Genomic DNA, 16148 nt, shown 5'->3' on the forward strand with positions numbered 1-16148 from the left:
GCTGCGGCTCATTCGCCGCGATTGCGCATCCAGTCGGCAGTCTGGAAGAAGGAGTCGCGCAGGCGCGCACGCAGCGCCTCGGGCACGCCGGTTTCGCCCATCGCCTGGTCCATGCAGGCCAGCCACTGGTCGCGCTCCTTGATGCCGATGCTGTGGCCGCCGATGCTCTGTGGCAGATGGCGCGCACGCAGCATCGGATGGCCGAAGCGGTCGGTGTAATGCTGCGGCCCGCCAAGCCAGCCGCACAGGAACCAGAACAGGCGCTGACGCGCGTTGTCGAGCGTGTTGCCGTGCACGGCGCGCAGGTGCGCGTAGGCCGGATCGAGCTCCATCAGGTCGTAGAAGCGCTCGACCAGCGCATGGACTTTGTCTTCGCCGCCGATCCATTCGAAGGGCGTGGCGAACTCGGGTTTTTCCTGGATCTGCATGGCGTCATTGTCCCTGCTGCGCCGACAGTGCCTGCCAGCGCTCCCGCGACAGCCGGTACAGCAGGTGCTCGCGCAGCGCGTGCCCCACCGGCATGGCCGGGTGCTCGAAGCGCCCGTCGGGCTGCATGCCGAGCTTCGCCATCACGGCGCTGGAGCGCAGGTTGGGCGCCGCAGTGAACGCGACGATCTCGTCGAGCGCGAGTTGTTCGAAGCCGACCTGGAGCGCGGCGCGCGCCGCCTCGGTCGCATAGCCCCGCCCCCAGTGCGCCTGCGCCAGACGCCAGCCGATCTCGACGCACGGCAGGAACGGCAACGCATGGCTCGGCACGCCGAGCCCGACAAAGCCGATAAATTGGCGCGTGGCGAGCGTCTCGACCGCCCAGAAGCTCCAGCCGCGCTGTTCGATGTGCGCCTGGCAGACGTCGACCATGCGGTCGCTGTCGGCACGCGGAAGGATCGTCGGGTAGAAAAATTCACGCACGCGCGGATCCGCGTTCATCGCGGCAAAAGGTGCGCGGTCGGCATCGCACCACTGGCGCAAGCGCAGCCGCGCAGTCTGGAATTCGATCGCGGCCACGGCCGCCCCTATTCCGCGGCGCGGCGCAGTGTCTCGACCACCGGCCGGCGCAACACCTCGCGCAAGCCCCACCAGCCGGCGGCCAGCGCCAGCACCGCACCGGCCAGCGCGCCGCCGACCGGCACCAGCGGCGACGCCGTCCAGGTGAAGTCGAACACGTAGCGCGCCAGGCCCCAGCCGATCACCGAGGCCACGATGCTCGCGAGAAAACCGGCCAGCAGGCCGACCCCGACCAGTTCGGCGCGCTGCACCTGCCGCAGCAGGCTGGCACGCGCGCCGACCGCGCGCATTACGGCGAATTCACGCGCGCGTTCCTCGCGCGTGGCGGTGACGGTGGCAAACAGCACCAGCAACCCCGCCGCCAGCGTGAAGCCGAACAGGAACTCGACCGCGCGGACCACCTGGTCCAGCACGCGCTGCACCTGCCCGATGGTGGCGCTCATGTCGACATTGGTGACGTTCGGAAAGGCGCGCACGAGGGCGTTGTCGAAGCCTTTGGTCTCGGGCGCGCGGAACGCGCCCATGTAGGTGGCCGGCACATCGACCAGGTTGGCGACCGTGTACATCACGAAGAAGTTGGCGTGCATCGAGCCCCAGTCGACCTTGCGCAGCGAGGTGATGCGCGCGTCGCTCGGGATGCCGCCGATGTCGAAGCGGAGGCTATCGCCGAGCTTCAGGCCCAGCGTTTCGGCCAGGCCCTCCTCCACGCTGATCTCGCCGGGCGCATCGGGCTTCCAGGCGCCGGCCGTCACGATGTTGTGCGGCGGCGCCGCGGCGCTGTTGCTCAGGTTGAACTCGCGGTCGACCAGGCGCTTGGCGCGGTCGTCGGCGTAGTCGTCGGGCGACACCGGCTTGTCGTTGACCGAGATCAGCCGGCCGCGGATCATCGGGTACCAGTCGAACTTGTTGACGCCACCATCGCGCAGCGTTTTCTGGAACGCCTCGCTCTGGTCCGGCATCACGTTGATGACGAAGCGGTTCGGCGCGTCGGGCGGCGTCGCGCGGCGCCAGCTGGCCACCAGGTCGGTGCGCAGCAGCACCAGCAGGATCAGCGCCAGCAGGCCGACCGCCAACGCGCTCACCTGTACCACCGCATAGGCCGGCCGCGCCGAGATCTGGCGTGTGGCCAGCACCAGCCAGCGCGGCGCGGTGCTCTCGTTGACGCTGCGGCGCAGCACCTTCACGGCCAGCCAGCTCAGCAGCGCGAACACCGCCACCGCCGCGCCGAAGCCGCCGACCGCGATCAGGCCGAGCTTGAGGTCGCTGCTGGCCGCGACCAGCAAGGCCGCGAAGCCCAGCACACCGATGCCGAGCACCGCCACCGAGGCCGGCTTGAGGCCACCGACATCGCGCCTGATCACGCGCAGCGGCGGCACCCTGGCCAGCTGCAGCACCGGCGGCAGGCCGAATGCGAACAACAGCGTGAGCCCCATGCCGAGCCCGAACGCGACCGGCCACAGCGTGGGCGCAGGCAGCGCCGACTCGACCAGCCCGGCCAGCAGCACGACGAACGCGTAGTGCACGCCGAAGCCCACCGCCACGCCGAGCCCGCTGGCCACGAGGCCGACGATCGCAAACTCGAAGGCATAGGCGCCTGCGATGGTGCGCTGGCTCTGGCCCAGCACGCGCAGCATCGCGCAGTCGTCGAGGTGGCTCGCGGCGAATCCGCGCGCGGCCAGGGCGACCGCCACGGCGCTGAGCAGGGCCGCGAGCAGCGCCACGAGGTTCAGGAATTTCTCGGCCCGGTCGAGCGTCTGGCGCATTTCCGGCCGGCCGCTCTCGAAGGATTCGAGCCGCGCGCCGCGCAGCTCACCCTTCTTGATGCCGGCCTCGACCGCATCGCCGAACTGCTTGACCGCACCCGCGGAGCCCGCGACCGCGAAGCGGTAGCTCACGCGGCTGGCCGGCTGCACGAGGCCAGTGCGCGCCACGTCGGCCTGGTTCAGCATCACGCGCGGCGCAAAGCTCATGAAGCCGGCGCCGCGATCGGGTTCGAGCGTGATGATGCGCGCGATGCGCAGGCCGGTGTCGCCGAGCAGCAGCTTGTCGCCGAGCTTGAGCGCCAGCGATTCGAGCAGCGAGGCGTCGACCCAGACATCGCCCGGCGCCGGCACGTCGCGCGTGGCCTGGCCGGGCACGTCGGGCGCGGTGGCAGTCTGCACGCTGCCGCGCAGCGGATAGCCCGTGGTGACGGCCTTCAGCGCCACCAGCTTGGTCGCGCCGCCCTGCGCATCGTCGGCCCGCGCCATGGTCGGAAAGCCATAGTTGGTAGTGGCCTGGAGCCCCAATGCACGCGCCCGCTCGACAAAAGCCGGCGGCGTGGGGTTGTCGCTGGCGAGCACCGCGTCGCCGCCGAGCAGCTGGCGCGCGTCGCGCTGCAGCCCGCCCTTGAGCCGGTCTGCGAAGAAGCCGACGGCGGTGAGCGCGGCCACGGCCAGCAGGACGGCGACGATCAGGAGGCGCAACTCGCCCGCACGCAGATCGCGCCAGAGCGTGCGCCAGCCAAGGCGGAGGGAAGCGTTCATGGCTCGAAGATAGCCGACGCGGACGCGCCGGCGGCGGACAGGGACTTTTCAGGCGCGCGCCGGCACCGCAAGTTCCGGTTGGAACACGATCCGTTCGGCCCCGGCGTAGCAGACGAAATGCCGGTTGGTGGCGCGCCCGATCGCGCACAGGCCGACCCGCTGCGCCACCTCGTGCCCCATCTGCGTGATGCCGCTGCGCGAGACCACGATCGGCACGCCCATCTGCGCCGACTTGATGACCATCTCGCTGGTGAGCCGGCCGGTGGTGTAGAACACGCGGCCGCCGGCGAAGGACGCGGCGGGCTGCATCGCGATCCATCCCGCAATGGTGTCGATCGCGTTGTGGCGGCCCACGTCCTCGACGAAGCACTGCATGCGCACGCCGTCGTCGGGCTCGAGCGTGAACAGCGCGCAGCCATGCACCGAGCCAGCCGACTTGTAGGTGCTCTCCTGGAGCCGGATCGCATTGACCAATGCGTAGAGCTGCGCCTGGCTGAAGCGCGTTCCGGGCAGTTTCAATTCGTCGATGCCGGCCATGAGGTCACCGAACACGCTGCCCTGGCCGCAGCCGGTGGTCACCACCTTCTTCGCCGTGCGCTCCTCGATGCGGTCGATACCGGCATGGGTCTTGACGGCTGCGGCACCAACCTCCCAGTCGACCGTGATCGACTCGACATCGGCAGCCGATTCGATGAGGCGCTGGTTCAGCAGATAGCCGAGCACCAGCAGTTCGGGCTGGGCGCCCAGCGTCATCAGCGTGACCAGCTCGCGCCGATCCACGTACACGGTGAGATCGCGCTCCGCAGGAATCGAGACGGTGCTGCGCACGCCGTGCTCGTCGATGACGGCGATCTCGCGCGTGAGCGCGGCGCGGGCCGCCGTCAGGCGCGGCAGTGTCACTGCTTGGGCGTGGGGTTGGTCACCGCCGCCGGCTGTGCGCCGCTAGGCGGCGACGCGGCCGTGGTGGCCGGCGAATGTGCACCGGAGGCCTCGAGCGGCTTGGCCGGCTCGGCCGCCGCATAGACGAACGGGCCCGGGTCGGTGCAGGCCGGCGTTGCCATTGCGGTAGGCACCGGCTTGCCGGCTGCCGCGGCACTGGCGCGGTACTTGGCCGCCACCTGGTCTTGCGCGACGCAGAGCTTGTAGCCGTCGGACTTGCCGTTCCAGGCGGTGCGCGCCGCGGTCTCGGCCGCCTTGGCCTTGGCTTCGGGGCTCGGGGCCGGCAGCTTGGCCAGCGCGGTCGAGGCGAGTGCGGCCAATGCGCACAGGGTCAGCAGCTTCTTCATGTCGTGTGTCCTTCCGCCGGCAGCGGGCGCGCCGCAGGGGGCATGCCGGAGCGCTGCGCCGGGATCTTGCCGGCGACGATGTCGTCGTACCAGAGTTCGTGGTGTTCACGCGCCCAGGTCTCGTCGACATGGCCCTCGCGCATGGCCTTGTACGCGCCCTGCATGCCCAGCGTGCCGATGTAGATGTGGCCCATGATCAGCGCCATCATGAACAGCGTCGCCACGCCGTGGATCATGTGGGCGATCTGCATGTCGCCGCGCAGGTAGACGACGCCCGGAATGAGCTTGTCCAGGAACAGGCCGGAGCCGATCACGATGCTGCCGAGAAACAGCACGCCGCCCCAGAACACCACCTTTTCGCCGGCGTTGAAGCGATGCGAAGGCACTTCCTTGCCGCCGAACAGGCCACCCGCGCGCACCAGCCATTTCAGGTCGCCTGCGCTGGGCCAGTTGCTGCGGATGAAGGTGACGATCATGAAGATCGTCGTCACCACGAACAGCGGCCCCATGAAGTTGTGGATGTTCTTGAGGGCGTAGGCGAGCCAGCCGAACAGCGCGCCGCCCATGACGGGCAGCAGGAAGAACTTGCCGAAAGCCATCACGATGCCGCTGATCGCGAGCGTGACGAAGGCGATCGCATTCGACCAGTGCGTGGCGCGCTCGAACGGCGTGAAGCGCTCGATCCTGCGGCCGGTTTCAGGGCCATGCAGCTTGATCGAGCCGCGCGTTAAATAGAAGATGGCCAGCGCCAGCAACGTGACGAACAGCAGTGCCGCGCCGTACGGAATGATCCAGTCGTTGCGCACCTGGCGCCAGGCTTCGCCGGCGTTGGTGAAGCGCGAGCCGGGGTACTGCACGAAGGGCTGGATGAGATTGCCGGCCTCGGGCGCCTCCGCCACCGGCAGGCTGCTGTAGCCCGTGACGCCGCCGCTCACCTGGCGCCACATCGGCGCGTTGTTGCCGGGCTGCACCTTGTTGCGCTCGCCATTGCTCTGGTTCAGGTAGTTGGGGTCGGCGCTGGCCTCGGGCTTGACCTCGAAGATGTTCTGGCTCTGGATGCCGCCCGGCGCGGGTGCGGGCGCCGCAGGCGCGGTCTGCGCCATCGCCGGGCCGAAGCCGAGCACGGCAGTCAAAAGAACGGCGGTGAGCACTCTGGACATGCGATGGCCTCCGGCTCAGTTCTCTTTGTTGTATTCGTTCTGGCCGTTTTGCGTCCGGCTCTTGAGTTGCTGCTCCCAGGCCGTCTTGTCGCCGACCTTCCAGCCCGAAGCGGTGAAGGCAGTGCCGGCATCTGCCTGCCTACCGGTGCCCGCCCAGGGCGCCGCGTCGTGCTTCACGCCTTCGGCATTGGTCTGCGGCTTCTCGCTGCAGGCGGCCAGGCCTGCCAGCGCGACGGCCGCGAGCAGCCAGCCCGGGCGGCTCACCGCTTGGCTCCCTCGGCCGGCGGCTTGCCGGCCTGCTGCGAGCCGTAGGCCGTGCCCCAGCCCCACACTTCGGCGCCCTTGCCGCGCTGAACCACGCGGTTGCGGAAGATGTCGGCCACCACGTCGCCGTCACCGGCCAGCAGCGCCTTGGTCGAGCACATCTCGGCGCAGGCCGGCAGCTTCCCTTCGGCCAGGCGGTTGCGGCCGTATTTCTCGAACTCGGCTTCCGAGCCATTGGCTTCGGGGCCGCCGGCGCAGAAGGTGCACTTGTCCATCTTGCCGCGCACGCCGAAGGTGCCTTGCGACGGGAACTGCGGCGCACCGAACGGGCAGGCATAGGAGCAGTAGCCGCAACCGATGCAGACGTCCTTGTCGTGCAGCACCACGCCCTCTTCGGTGCGATAGAAGCACTGCACCGGGCACACCGCCATGCAGGGCGCGTCGGAGCAATGCATGCAGGCAACCGAGATCGACTTCTCGCCGGGCACGCCGTCATTGAGCGTGACCACGCGGCGGCGGTTCACGCCCCACGGCACTTCGTTTTCGTTCTTGCAGGCCGTGACGCAGCCGTTGCATTCGATGCAACGCTCGGAATCACAGACGAACTTCATGCGGGCCATGGTTTATGCCTTTTCTACGTTGCAGACCGTGGTCTTGGTTTCCTGCATCATGGTCACGCTGTCGTAGCCATAGGTGGTGCCGGTATTGATGGCCTCACCGCGCACGATCGGCGCCGCGCCCTTCGGGTAGTGCGGCAGCATGTCCACGCCTTGCCAGCGGCCCGAGAAGTGGAACGGCATGAACACGGTGTCGGGGCCCACGCGCTCGGTCACCAGCGCCTGCACGTTGAGCCTGGCGCCGGTCGGCGTGTGCACCCAGGCGCGCTCGCCGTTGCGGATGCCCTTTTCTGCCGCAACCTTCGGGTTGATCTCGATGAACATCTCCTGCTGCAACTCGGCCAGCCAGGGGTTGGAGCGCGTTTCCTCGCCACCGCCCTCGTACTCGACCAGCCGGCCGGAGGTCATGACATACGGGAACTTCTCGGCCAGCTTGTCGGCGATGTTCTTTTGCTGCACGCTCTTGTAGAGGGTCGGCAGGCGCCAGAAGGTCGCCATGTCGTTGTGCGTCGGGTACTTGGCCATCAGGTCGGGCCGGTTGCCGTAGAGCGGCTCGCGGTGCTGCGGAATCGGGTCCGGGAAGTTCCAGACCAGCGCCCGTGCCTTGGCATTGCCGAACGGGTGGCAGCCGTGGTTCTTCATGAACACGCGGATCATGCCGCCCGAGCTGTCGGTCTTCCAGTTCTTGCCTTCGGCCTTGGGCTTCTCGGCCTCGGTGAGTTCGTCCCACCAACCCAGCTTCTTGAGCAGCACGTGGTCGAGTTCGGGGTAGCCGGTCGTGATGTCGGCGCCCAGCGAATGCGAGCCGTCCTCGGCCAGCAGGTTCTTGCCGTCGCGCTCCACGCCGAAGTTCGCACGGAAGTTGCCGCCGCCTTCCATCACGTGCTTGGAGGTGTCGTAGAGGTTGGGCGAGCCCGGGTGCTTGAGTTCGGGTGTGCCGTAGCAGGGCCATGGCAGGCCGAAGTAGTCGCCCCCGATGTCGTAGCCGTTGACCTTGTCCTTGAGCGGGCCCTTGGCCTTGAGCGTGCGCACGTCGAAGGCGCCCATGTTGCGCATGTGCGCCTGCAGCCGCTCCGGGCTCTGGCCGGTGTAGCCCACGGCCCAGCAGGTCTTGTTGATTTCGCGCAGGATGTCGTCGGGCACGGGCTCGTCCATGCCCTTGACCTTCTGCATCTTGTAGTTCTTGCTGAGCTCCTTGCCGAAGCCCAGGCGGTCGGCGAACTGCTGCATGATCATGTGGTCGCTGCGGCTTTCCCAGAGCGGCTCGATGACCTTCTCGCGCCATTGCAGCGAGCGGTTCGACGCCGTGACGGAGCCGCTGGTCTCGAACTGCGTGCACGCGGGCAGCAGGTAGACGGCGCGATTCGGATTGAGATCGCCCTCCTTGCCCGGCATCGCAGCCATCGCAGCCGTGGCCGAAGGATACGGATCGACCACGACCAGCAGGTCGAGCTTGTCCATTGCCCGCTTCATCTCGAGCCCGCGCGTCTGCGAGTTCGGCGCATGGCCCCAGTAGACGACGCCGCGCAGGTTCGAGTCCTGGTCGATCAGCTCGTTCTTCTCGAGCACGCCGTCGATCCAGCGCGACACCGTGATGCCGGGCTTGCTCATCATCGCGGGCGACGCGTAGCGGCTCTTGATCCACTCGAAGTCGACGCCCCAGGTGGCGGCGAAGTGCTTCCACGAACCTTCGACCAGGCCGTAGTAGCCGGGCAGCGAATCAGGGTTCGGGCCCACGTCGGTTGCGCCCTGCACGTTGTCGTGCCCGCGGAAGATGTTGGTGCCACCGCCACTCTTGCCGACGTTGCCAAGCGCCAGCTGCAGGATGCACGAGGCGCGCACGATCGCATTGCCGATGGTGTGCTGCGTCTGGCCCATGCACCACACGATGGTGCCCGGGCGGTTTTCATTGAGCCAGGTCGCGACCTTGAGCACCTGCGCCTCTTTCACGCCGCAGGCCTCCTCGACCTTGTCGGGCGTCCACTTGGCCAGCACCTCTTCGCGCACCTTGTCCATGCCGAACACGCGGTCGTTGATGTACTGCTTGTCTTCCCAGCCGTTCTTGAAGATGTGGTGCAGGATGCCGAACAGGAAGGCGATGTCTGAGCCCGAGCGGATGCGCACGTATTCGTCGGCCTTGGCCGCGGTGCGGGTGAAGCGTGGATCCACCACGATCATCTTGCAGCCATGCTCCTTGGCATGCAGCATGTGCAGCATGCTCACCGGGTGGGCCTCGGCGGCGTTCGAGCCGATGTACATCGCGACCTTGGCACCGCGCATGTCGTTGTACGAATTAGTCATGGCGCCGTAGCCCCATGTGTTCGCCACGCCCGCCACCGTGGTCGAGTGGCAGATGCGCGCCTGGTGGTCGCAGTTGTTGCTGCCGAAGAAGCTGACGAACTTGCGCAGCAGGTAGGCCTGCTCGTTGCTGTGCTTCGACGAGCCGATCCAGTAGACCGAATCGGGCCCGCTGGCCTGGCGCAGTTCCTTCAGCTTGGCCGTGATCTCGTCGAGCGCCGTGTCCCAGCTGATGCGCTGGTACTTGCCGTCGACCAGCTTCATCGGATAGCGCAACCGGTACTCGCCGTGGCCGTGCTCGCGCAGTGCGGCGCCCTTGGCGCAGTGCGCGCCCAGGTTGATCGGCGAATCGAACACCGGCTCCTGCCGAACCCAGACACCGTTCTCGACCACCGCGTCGGTGGCACAGCCGACCGAGCAGTGCGAACAGACGGTGCGTTTGACCTCGACCTTGCCGGCGCCGACGTTCGAAACCTTGCCTTCGGCAGCGCCTGCCCGGCGCATCAGCGTGAGCTGGCCGGCCGCGAGGCCGACGCCCACGCCCAGGCCGGAGCGCCGCAGGAAGGCGCGCCGATCCATGGTCGGCAATGCGTTGGCGAGGCCGCGGCGCAGGCTGTGGACGAACGGCGATGAAGAGGCGCGCGTGGTGGCTTGAGCGCCGGACTTCTTGGGTGTCAGCAACATGGGGTGTTGTCCTCGTCAGGTCGAAGCGGTCTGGTAGTAGCGCTTGACGTGCTCGCTCAGCGAGTAGCCGCCGCCATTGGCGGGGGCTGGCGGGAGCACCGGCGCGGCTTGCACTTCAGCGGGCGCATCGCCCCCCCGGGGCAACACCGCGACGGCGGCAGCAGCCGCGCCGACAGCGGCAGCGCCTGCGAAGAAACGGCGGCGTGAGGCCGGCATGGCGGCGGTGGAATGGCTGTCCTGCATATCAACTCCAGGAGTGGCTGGGCTTGCAAACCAGATATGAACTGATTTGCATACGTTTGGATACTAGTCCAGACCCTGAGTCCAAAACCTACTGGTAAGTCATTATTTTTTAGAACGATCCGTCCAGCATGTCGAAGCCCTGGGCTTCGACGCCGACGAACGCGTGGGTGAAGCCGGCCAGTGCCGCGTAGAGCCGCGCTTTCGGATGCTGCAGCACCGCGTCGCACATCGCCGGCACCCAAGGCTGCACATGGCGCGCGAAGAAGGCCTGCTGCTCCTTCAGGTTGGCCACGGCCACGTCGTCGCCCGCGATCAGGTAGCGCATCACTTCGCACAGGCAGGCGATGTGGTCTTCGGTTTCGCCGATGGTTTCGTCGCGCGCGAGGCCCAGCCGCGCCACGTCGGTTCGCAGCTGTGCCAGCGGCTTGTCGTTGAGGAAACCGCTGAGGTAGTGCGAGCCGTAGAGCAGCACCTCGGGCTTGCCGATGCCGCCGAACAACGCGTCGTATTCAGCGCGCGCGCCCGCCGCATCGGTGCCGCGCGCCGCGCCGACCAGCGCACGCCAGGGCTCTTCGAGAAAGCCGCCGGCGGCCGGTGCCTCGGTGACCGCGACGCCGAGCGCGCCGAGCAGCTCCGCGTCGGGCGGCGCGAACCACAGGCGCGCCAGCAGGCCATAGACCTCGGCGCGCGCGATCTCCTCGTCGAGGGCGGAAGACAGCGGTGGAGATTCGTTCATGGGTCGGTGATCCTGGTTTCGTTCTGCGCGCTGAACAGGTCGATGACACGGCAGTCGCTGCACATCTTGAGACGCTCCAGCGCCTCGCCCTGGAACATCGCATGGCCGGCAAGGCGACCCAGCATCGCCTCGATCGCCTTCTGCGTGCCGAACGGCTTGCTGCAGCGCACGCAAGCCCAGGGCTTGGCCTCGTTGAGCACCACCTGCTGCTTGCGCTCGGGCCCTGCCAGCAGGCGCGGCACCAGCGCGATCGAGTCTTCGGGGCAGGTGCTTTCGCACAGGCCGCACTGCACGCAGTTCTTCTCGATGAAGCGCAGTTGCGGCGCGTTGGCATTGTCGAGCAGCGCGCTGGCCGGGCAGGCACTCACGCAGGCCAGGCAGAGCGTGCAGGTGTCCTTGTCGACCGTGATGGCACCGAACGGCGCACCGGCGGGCAGCGCGATGGCCAGCGCCTGCACGGCGGGTGCCGCCTTGAGCGCAGGCGCTTCATCGATCAGATGGTCGAGTACGAGCTCGAGCGTGCTGCGCTTCTCGGCGCCCACCGCAAAGCGCGCGACCTGTGCCGGCAGTTGCTGGCGCGTGGCGCCCAGGCCGGCCAGCGCGGCATCGAGCGCGGCCGGTGTGGTCGCCTCGATCAGATGGAAGTGAGTGCCTGCGTAGCCAAGCCCGCGCAGCAGCGTCTGGGTCATCGTCATCTGCTGCTGCAGCGCCGCGACGTACTGCGGCGCCTCGTCACCGGTCGTCAGCACCGCGATCTGCGAGGCACCGAAGGCGATGGCGCTGAGCCACAGGTCGATGCCGACGCTGGCCACATGCATCAGCGCCAGCGGCATCACGTTTGCCGGCACGCCGCGCACGCGTCCGAGTTGCGCGGCGCGGCCCAGTTCGCCAATCAGTGCCTGGCCGCGTTCCTCGCTGTGCAGCAGCAGCGCCGCGTCGCGCCCGCCGGCCTTCGCGTAGGTCGACAGCAGCGTGCGCATCTTGCGGCCCTGGTCGGGTGTGCGCGGGTAGGTGTAGCCGAGCGCGCCGGTCGGGCACACGGTGCTGCAGGCGCCGCAGCCCACGCAGAGATTCGGGTTGACGACGATGCGTTGCCGCGCCGTGTCGCTGCTGATCGCGTGCGCCGAGCAGACCTCGATGCAGGCGTTGCAGCCGACCACCTCGTTGCGGCTGTGGGCGCACAGCTTCTGCTTGTAGTCGAAGAACTTGGGCTTCTCGAACTCGCCGACCAGCTCGCGCAGGCGCAGCAATGTCTGCAGGCCTTCGGCGTTGGCAAGGCCGCCGGCCAGATGGAAGTAGCCCTGCGGCGGCGCATGCCAGTCGATCAGCGGCGCGGCGCCGAGGTCGAGCACCAGGTCGAACGCGGCGTCGAGGGTTTCGGGCGGGCGCGCAAAGTCGATGGCGCCGGCCACGCGGCAGGCACGCTCGCAATCGCGGTGCGAGGTGCATTTGCTGTTGTCGATCTGGTAGTCGAGCCCGATCGCCTGTTCAGGGCAGGCCACGACGCAGGCATTGCAGCGCGTGCAGAGGTCGAGGTCGATCGCGTTGTCGCGTGTCCAACCGAGCTTGAACGCGCCGAGCCAGCCGGCGAGCGATGCGATGCGCCCCGCAATCACCGGGTAGCGCCGCTCCTGCATGCCGCCGGCTGCACCCGGCCCCTGCGAAAAGATCGTGATGTCGAGCGACTCGCCCACCAGCGCTGCGGCGCGCTCTGCTTCATCGAGCGGGCCGACGATCAGCAGCCGGCCCTGGCTTGCATAGCCCACGGTGGCCACCGGCTCCGGATCCGGCAGGTGCGCGGCCGCGAGCAGTGCCGCGATCTTCGGCATCGCGCTCCTGGCATCCCGGCTCCAGCCGCCGGTCTCGCGGATGTTGACGAAGCGGATCACCGATCCGGCTTCGGCCGCGCCGGGCGTCTGCTCGGCCAGTTCGGTGAAGAGGCGCTTCTCCTGCGTGCAGGCCACGACGATGTCGTCGCCGCTGCCAAGGGCACGCTGGAATGCCGGCGCCTCGCGGCGGCACAGGCTCGAATGGAGCGTGAGCGGTTGGGGCTCAGCCAGCGCCGCGCCGAGCGTCTTCGGCTCGAGCGGCATCGTCTGGTTGCAGTCGCAGATCAGCGTCTTGGTGGGCATCGTGTTCTTGGCTGGCAGGTTGCGTTGCATCGGCAACGGCAACCGGCGGGCTGGGAGGGCTCTCGGCAGGGTCGGACTGTGCCACGGCGGGCACGGCTTCGGGCTCCTCTTCCTGGAACAGGTTCAGAAACTTTGCGCTCGCCATCTGGCGCAGCGTGCTCTCCGGGAGCGGCGCGGGGTTGGAATAGTCGTCGATGTAGATGTCGAGCCGGTCCATCACATTGAAGTGCGGATCGGCAAAGAGCTTCCTGAGCGCCGCGTTCTTGACGTCGGCGGCCACGGCCTTGGCGAGGAAGGGCTTGAAGTCGGAGTCGATGGTGAGCGACGCGGCGTCGGCCAGCGTGAGCGGTGGCGGGGTCGGAGTTTCTCCTTCCCCTTCCGGGGGAAGGCCGGGATGGGGGCTCGCGGCCGGCACAAGAGCGGCCATGGCCCCACCCCCGCTCTCCTGCGTCGGGGCAGGGAGCAAGTCCTTCTTCTCCTGCTCCAGCACCTCCAGCTTGCGGCGCGACCAGCGTCCCAGAAAGCCTTCATCAGACATCGCCGGCACCCCTGCCCTGCTTCTTTTCGGTCGACACGGTTGCGGGGTTGCCGAAGCGGTCCACCAGCGGCCGGAAGCTTTCGGGGCGGCGGCGGCGCTTGGGCTCGACCACGTAGTGCGCATCGATGAAGCTGCTGAGCCAGCCGATGACATCGACCGGCGCCGGCACCTGGTCCACATACTCCTGTGCGTCGAGCCAGCGGCCCGCGTCGTGGTAGCTCAGGCTCACCGCCACCGGCCGCGCGATCGGCCACTCGGCCAGCGTCGGCTGCTCGTCCATGCGCCAGAGCACGAACCAGCAAGGGGCCTCGGTGGTTGCGTTGAGGTAGTAGCCCTCGAGATCGTCGCGGAACAGCTGCACCTGGAAGCCCGGATGCAGCCAGCGCTGGGCCTGGTCGTCCTGCGTCAGCAGGCGCGGCTCGCGGCCAAAGCCCGGCTCGTCGCGCACCACGCTGTCGAGCACCCAGCGCCAGGGCTGCCAGCGGCTCGCCGGCCCATGGATGCGCTCGCGCCGCAGCACCACGGCCACGTCGAGCGTGGGTCGGGCGGTGTCGGCGGACGAAGCGGCGTCGGAACTGGACATACGGCGCACCATAGCCGATGCGCAGCGGCGGCGGTGGATTGCGGCGGTTTCGACCCTGGTGCCGACCTATGCAGTCGCCCGCACGATGCGCGCCACCAGTGCCATGACGGCGTCGTTCTGCCCCGCAAGTGCCCCGATCTGCGGCGCGGTCGCGGCGGTGGCCACGGCCAGCCGCAGTTCGGGCACCAGCAATGCGAACTGCGCGCCGTAGCCCCAGCCCCACGCGACCCGCCTGCCGTGCAGCAGGCCGGTGAACCACAGGTAGCCATAGCCCACGTCGGTGACCGGCGTCACGCGCCAGCTGGCCGGGCCGTGCGGCCGCGTGCTGTCGGCAACCCAGGCGGCCGGCAGCACCTGCGTGCCGCGCCAGCGGCCGCCATCCACCATCGTCCAGGCCAGCTTCAACATATCGCGCGTGCGCAGCGAGAGGCCACCGTACGTGATCGGGTTGCCGGCGCGGTCGCGCCGCCAGGCAAAGCGCTCGATGCCCAGCGGAGCGAACAGGTCGCGCGCAGCCACGTCGGCCAAGTCGAGACCGTGCGCGCGCCGGAGGATCGGCGACAGCAGGCCCACGGCCGCGTCGTTGTAGCTCCATGCATCCGGTCGTGCGGCCGGGTTCGCGGGCAGGTCCAGGGCAAAGCGCACCGGATCGGGTGCGGCGGCGAATGCGTTAGTTTGCGTCGTCCAGTCGAAGGCAAGCCCGGTGCGGCCGAGAAGGATTTTCTCCAGCGTGATCCCGGCCACCGCCGAGCCCGGCACCTGCGCCGCAGCGTCCGGCAGCAGTTGGCCGACCGTCGCCGACAAGCCGGGGAGCGTGCCCTTCTGCAACGCCTGCCCGACCAGCATCGAGCTCACGCTCTTGGTGACGGAGTTGATCGCCAGCAGATCGGCGGCCGACGCGCCGCCGTAGTAGCGCTCGCCCACCAGCACGCCGTTGCGCACCACCAGCAGGCTGCGCAGCGGCGGCAGTTGCGCGCCGTCGCGCAGCACGTCGGCCAGGGCCGCGGGGTCGATGCCCTGGCTTTCGGGGGCGGCGGTTTGCCAGTCCGACGGCACCACGCCGGGGACCTTGCTGGACTGCGGCCCGCTGCGCATGCCCCCGCACCCCGTGGCCAGTGCCGCGGCCGCGCCGGCGAGCATCAGTTCGCGTCTTGAAGTCATCGAGTCTCCTGTCGGTCGTTGGAGGAACGTCAGCCGAAATTGAAGCACAGACGCTGGCGCGCTCACGCAAACGGATAAGGCCCCTCGAACTCGCCGATGGCACTGAGATGGCTCACCATGCCGTGCTCCGCGCTCCACAGGTGCAGCATGCAGGCGGGCGTGCCCAGGTACGACTGCGGTGGCGCGTCGGGGCGCAGTTGCAGGGCGATCTCCGTGGTGGTGCTCGGGCAGGCGCACACCACGGTGCCGGCCCAGCGCCGCAGCATGGCCCGGTGCACATGTCCGCACAGCACGATCTCGATGTTGTCGAAAGCGCGCAGCACCGCCTCGAGCGGTTCCGGCGCCATGTAGCGGTAGTCGTCCATGTACGGAATGCCGCTCACGAACGGTGGGTGGTGCAGCATCACCAGCGTGGGTTTGTGCGGGTCGGCAGACAGGGTGGCGTGCAGCCAGCGCAGGCCTTCGGGCTCGATGTGCCCATGGTGCCGGCCCGGCACGCAGGAGTCGAGCGCGACGATGCGCACCGGATGCGCGTCGTCGCAGTAATGCAGCGGCCCTTCGGCGGGCAGCCGGCACTGGTCGGCGAAGGCAGCGCGGAAGTTGTCGCGATGGTCGTGGTTGCCGGGAATCACGAGCCACGGAATCGTCAGCGCGGCCAGCAGGGCTCGCACCTGCGCGTACTCCTCGGGCCGCCCTTCTTCGACCAGGTCACCGGTGAGCAGCACCAGGTCGGGCCGGCGATCCAGTTGCTGCAGATGCCGGATGGCGTCGGCCAACATGCGGTTGGAGTCCGCCACGCCGTGGTACAGCATGCCGGCGGGGCGAACATGCGGGTCGGAAAGCTGGGCGATCAGCATGCGCGCTCACTGAAGGTAGATGATCCTCGCGAGCTTGCCACAGGGATCGGGCAGCCAGC

Annotated in this window: 16 protein-coding genes; all 16 read right to left on the reverse strand. The window is 68.5% G+C overall.

Translation table 11 applies throughout. From position 1 onward, the window contains the following. Nucleotides 1-8 precede the first annotated feature (8 nt). The 16 genes from QTI05_RS03390 to QTI05_RS03465 all read right to left on the reverse strand — a co-directional run bounded on the left by QTI05_RS03390 (nt 9) and on the right by QTI05_RS03465 (nt 16089). Nucleotides 9-428 carry a group II truncated hemoglobin gene (locus QTI05_RS03390; protein WP_286542023.1) on the reverse strand — a complete coding sequence of 140 codons (420 nt, stop codon included), beginning with the start codon at nt 426-428 and terminating at the stop codon, nt 9-11. A gap of 4 nt (nt 429-432) precedes the next feature. Further along, entirely contained in the window at nt 433-1005 is a 573-nt protein-coding gene (locus QTI05_RS03395; RefSeq protein WP_286622909.1) for a GNAT family N-acetyltransferase, read from the reverse strand. Nucleotides 1006-1013: 8 nt separating this feature from the next. Continuing rightward, entirely contained in the window at nt 1014-3530 is a 2517-nt protein-coding gene (locus tag QTI05_RS03400) for an ABC transporter permease (RefSeq protein WP_286622910.1), read from the reverse strand. A 48-nt stretch (nt 3531-3578) separates the two neighbouring features. Beyond that, nucleotides 3579-4430: a formate dehydrogenase accessory sulfurtransferase FdhD gene (locus tag QTI05_RS03405; protein WP_286542020.1), complete on the reverse strand. Its 852-nt coding sequence runs from the start codon at nt 4428-4430 to the stop codon at nt 3579-3581. Further along, nucleotides 4427-4816 (reverse strand): hypothetical protein, encoded by a 390-nt coding sequence (locus tag QTI05_RS03410; protein WP_286622911.1) that lies wholly within the window; start codon nt 4814-4816, stop codon nt 4427-4429. Before QTI05_RS03410 ends, QTI05_RS03405 begins: the two co-directional genes overlap by 4 nt. Continuing rightward, nucleotides 4813-5976, reverse strand: coding sequence for a formate dehydrogenase subunit gamma (locus QTI05_RS03415; RefSeq protein ID WP_286622912.1), 1164 nt, complete (start codon nt 5974-5976; stop codon nt 4813-4815). Before QTI05_RS03415 ends, QTI05_RS03410 begins: the two co-directional genes overlap by 4 nt. A 15-nt stretch (nt 5977-5991) precedes the next feature. Next, entirely contained in the window at nt 5992-6240 is a 249-nt protein-coding gene (locus QTI05_RS03420; protein WP_286542017.1) for a hypothetical protein, read from the reverse strand. Beyond that, a complete protein-coding gene (gene fdh3B, locus QTI05_RS03425) occupies nt 6237-6860 on the reverse strand; it encodes a formate dehydrogenase FDH3 subunit beta (RefSeq protein ID WP_286542016.1) in 624 nt (207 codons plus the stop codon). Before fdh3B ends, QTI05_RS03420 begins: the two co-directional genes overlap by 4 nt. Nucleotides 6861-6863: 3 nt before the next feature. Next, nucleotides 6864-9839, reverse strand: coding sequence for a formate dehydrogenase subunit alpha (locus QTI05_RS03430; RefSeq protein WP_286622913.1), 2976 nt, complete (start codon nt 9837-9839; stop codon nt 6864-6866). Between the two features lie 15 nt (nt 9840-9854). Further along, nucleotides 9855-10082 carry a formate dehydrogenase gene (locus tag QTI05_RS03435; RefSeq protein WP_286622914.1) on the reverse strand — a complete coding sequence of 76 codons (228 nt, stop codon included), beginning with the start codon at nt 10080-10082 and terminating at the stop codon, nt 9855-9857. Between the two features lie 109 nt (nt 10083-10191). Further along, nucleotides 10192-10818 carry a TorD/DmsD family molecular chaperone gene (locus tag QTI05_RS03440; protein WP_286622915.1) on the reverse strand — a complete coding sequence of 209 codons (627 nt, stop codon included), beginning with the start codon at nt 10816-10818 and terminating at the stop codon, nt 10192-10194. Next, the gene (locus tag QTI05_RS03445; protein ID WP_286623353.1) at nt 10815-12911 is read right to left on the reverse strand and encodes a 4Fe-4S binding protein; all 2097 of its coding nucleotides are present in this window, start codon (nt 12909-12911) and stop codon (nt 10815-10817) included. The genes QTI05_RS03440 and QTI05_RS03445 overlap by 4 nt, the downstream gene beginning before the upstream one ends. Further along, complete coding sequence (locus QTI05_RS03450) at nt 12871-13488, reverse strand: DUF3306 domain-containing protein (protein ID WP_286622916.1); 618 nt, start codon at nt 13486-13488, stop codon at nt 12871-12873. The genes QTI05_RS03445 and QTI05_RS03450 overlap by 41 nt, the downstream gene beginning before the upstream one ends. Beyond that, nucleotides 13481-14071 carry a DUF3305 domain-containing protein gene (locus tag QTI05_RS03455; RefSeq protein ID WP_286622917.1) on the reverse strand — a complete coding sequence of 197 codons (591 nt, stop codon included), beginning with the start codon at nt 14069-14071 and terminating at the stop codon, nt 13481-13483. Before QTI05_RS03455 ends, QTI05_RS03450 begins: the two co-directional genes overlap by 8 nt. A 66-nt stretch (nt 14072-14137) precedes the next feature. Beyond that, nucleotides 14138-15232, reverse strand: coding sequence for a serine hydrolase domain-containing protein (locus tag QTI05_RS03460; RefSeq protein WP_286622918.1), 1095 nt, complete (start codon nt 15230-15232; stop codon nt 14138-14140). 62 nt (nt 15233-15294) lie between these two features. Continuing rightward, on the reverse strand, nt 15295-16089 hold the full coding sequence (locus tag QTI05_RS03465; protein WP_286622920.1) for a phosphodiesterase: 795 nt from the start codon (nt 16087-16089) through the stop codon (nt 15295-15297). Nucleotides 16090-16148 lie beyond the last annotated feature (59 nt).

Source organism: Variovorax fucosicus (assembly GCF_030316825.1).
Classification (GTDB): Bacteria; Pseudomonadota; Gammaproteobacteria; order Burkholderiales; family Burkholderiaceae_C; genus Variovorax; species Variovorax fucosicus.

Coding starts and splice junctions, on each gene's coding strand:
- QTI05_RS03430 (WP_286622913.1), bottom strand. CDS start 9,839: ATGTTGCTGACACCCAAGAAGTCCGGCGCTCAAGCCACCACGCGCGCC.
- QTI05_RS03455 (WP_286622917.1), bottom strand. CDS start 14,071: ATGTCCAGTTCCGACGCCGCTTCGTCCGCCGACACCGCCCGACCCACG.
- QTI05_RS03460 (WP_286622918.1), bottom strand. CDS start 15,232: ATGACTTCAAGACGCGAACTGATGCTCGCCGGCGCGGCCGCGGCACTG.
- QTI05_RS03410 (WP_286622911.1), bottom strand. CDS start 4,816: ATGAAGAAGCTGCTGACCCTGTGCGCATTGGCCGCACTCGCCTCGACC.
- QTI05_RS03465 (WP_286622920.1), bottom strand. CDS start 16,089: ATGCTGATCGCCCAGCTTTCCGACCCGCATGTTCGCCCCGCCGGCATG.
- QTI05_RS03445 (WP_286623353.1), bottom strand. CDS start 12,911: ATGCCGCTCGAGCCGAAGACGCTCGGCGCGGCGCTGGCTGAGCCCCAA.
- QTI05_RS03415 (WP_286622912.1), bottom strand. CDS start 5,976: ATGTCCAGAGTGCTCACCGCCGTTCTTTTGACTGCCGTGCTCGGCTTC.
- QTI05_RS03390 (WP_286542023.1), bottom strand. CDS start 428: ATGCAGATCCAGGAAAAACCCGAGTTCGCCACGCCCTTCGAATGGATC.
- fdh3B (WP_286542016.1), bottom strand. CDS start 6,860: ATGGCCCGCATGAAGTTCGTCTGTGATTCCGAGCGTTGCATCGAATGC.
- QTI05_RS03440 (WP_286622915.1), bottom strand. CDS start 10,818: ATGAACGAATCTCCACCGCTGTCTTCCGCCCTCGACGAGGAGATCGCG.
- QTI05_RS03400 (WP_286622910.1), bottom strand. CDS start 3,530: ATGAACGCTTCCCTCCGCCTTGGCTGGCGCACGCTCTGGCGCGATCTG.
- QTI05_RS03450 (WP_286622916.1), bottom strand. CDS start 13,488: ATGTCTGATGAAGGCTTTCTGGGACGCTGGTCGCGCCGCAAGCTGGAG.
- QTI05_RS03435 (WP_286622914.1), bottom strand. CDS start 10,082: ATGCAGGACAGCCATTCCACCGCCGCCATGCCGGCCTCACGCCGCCGT.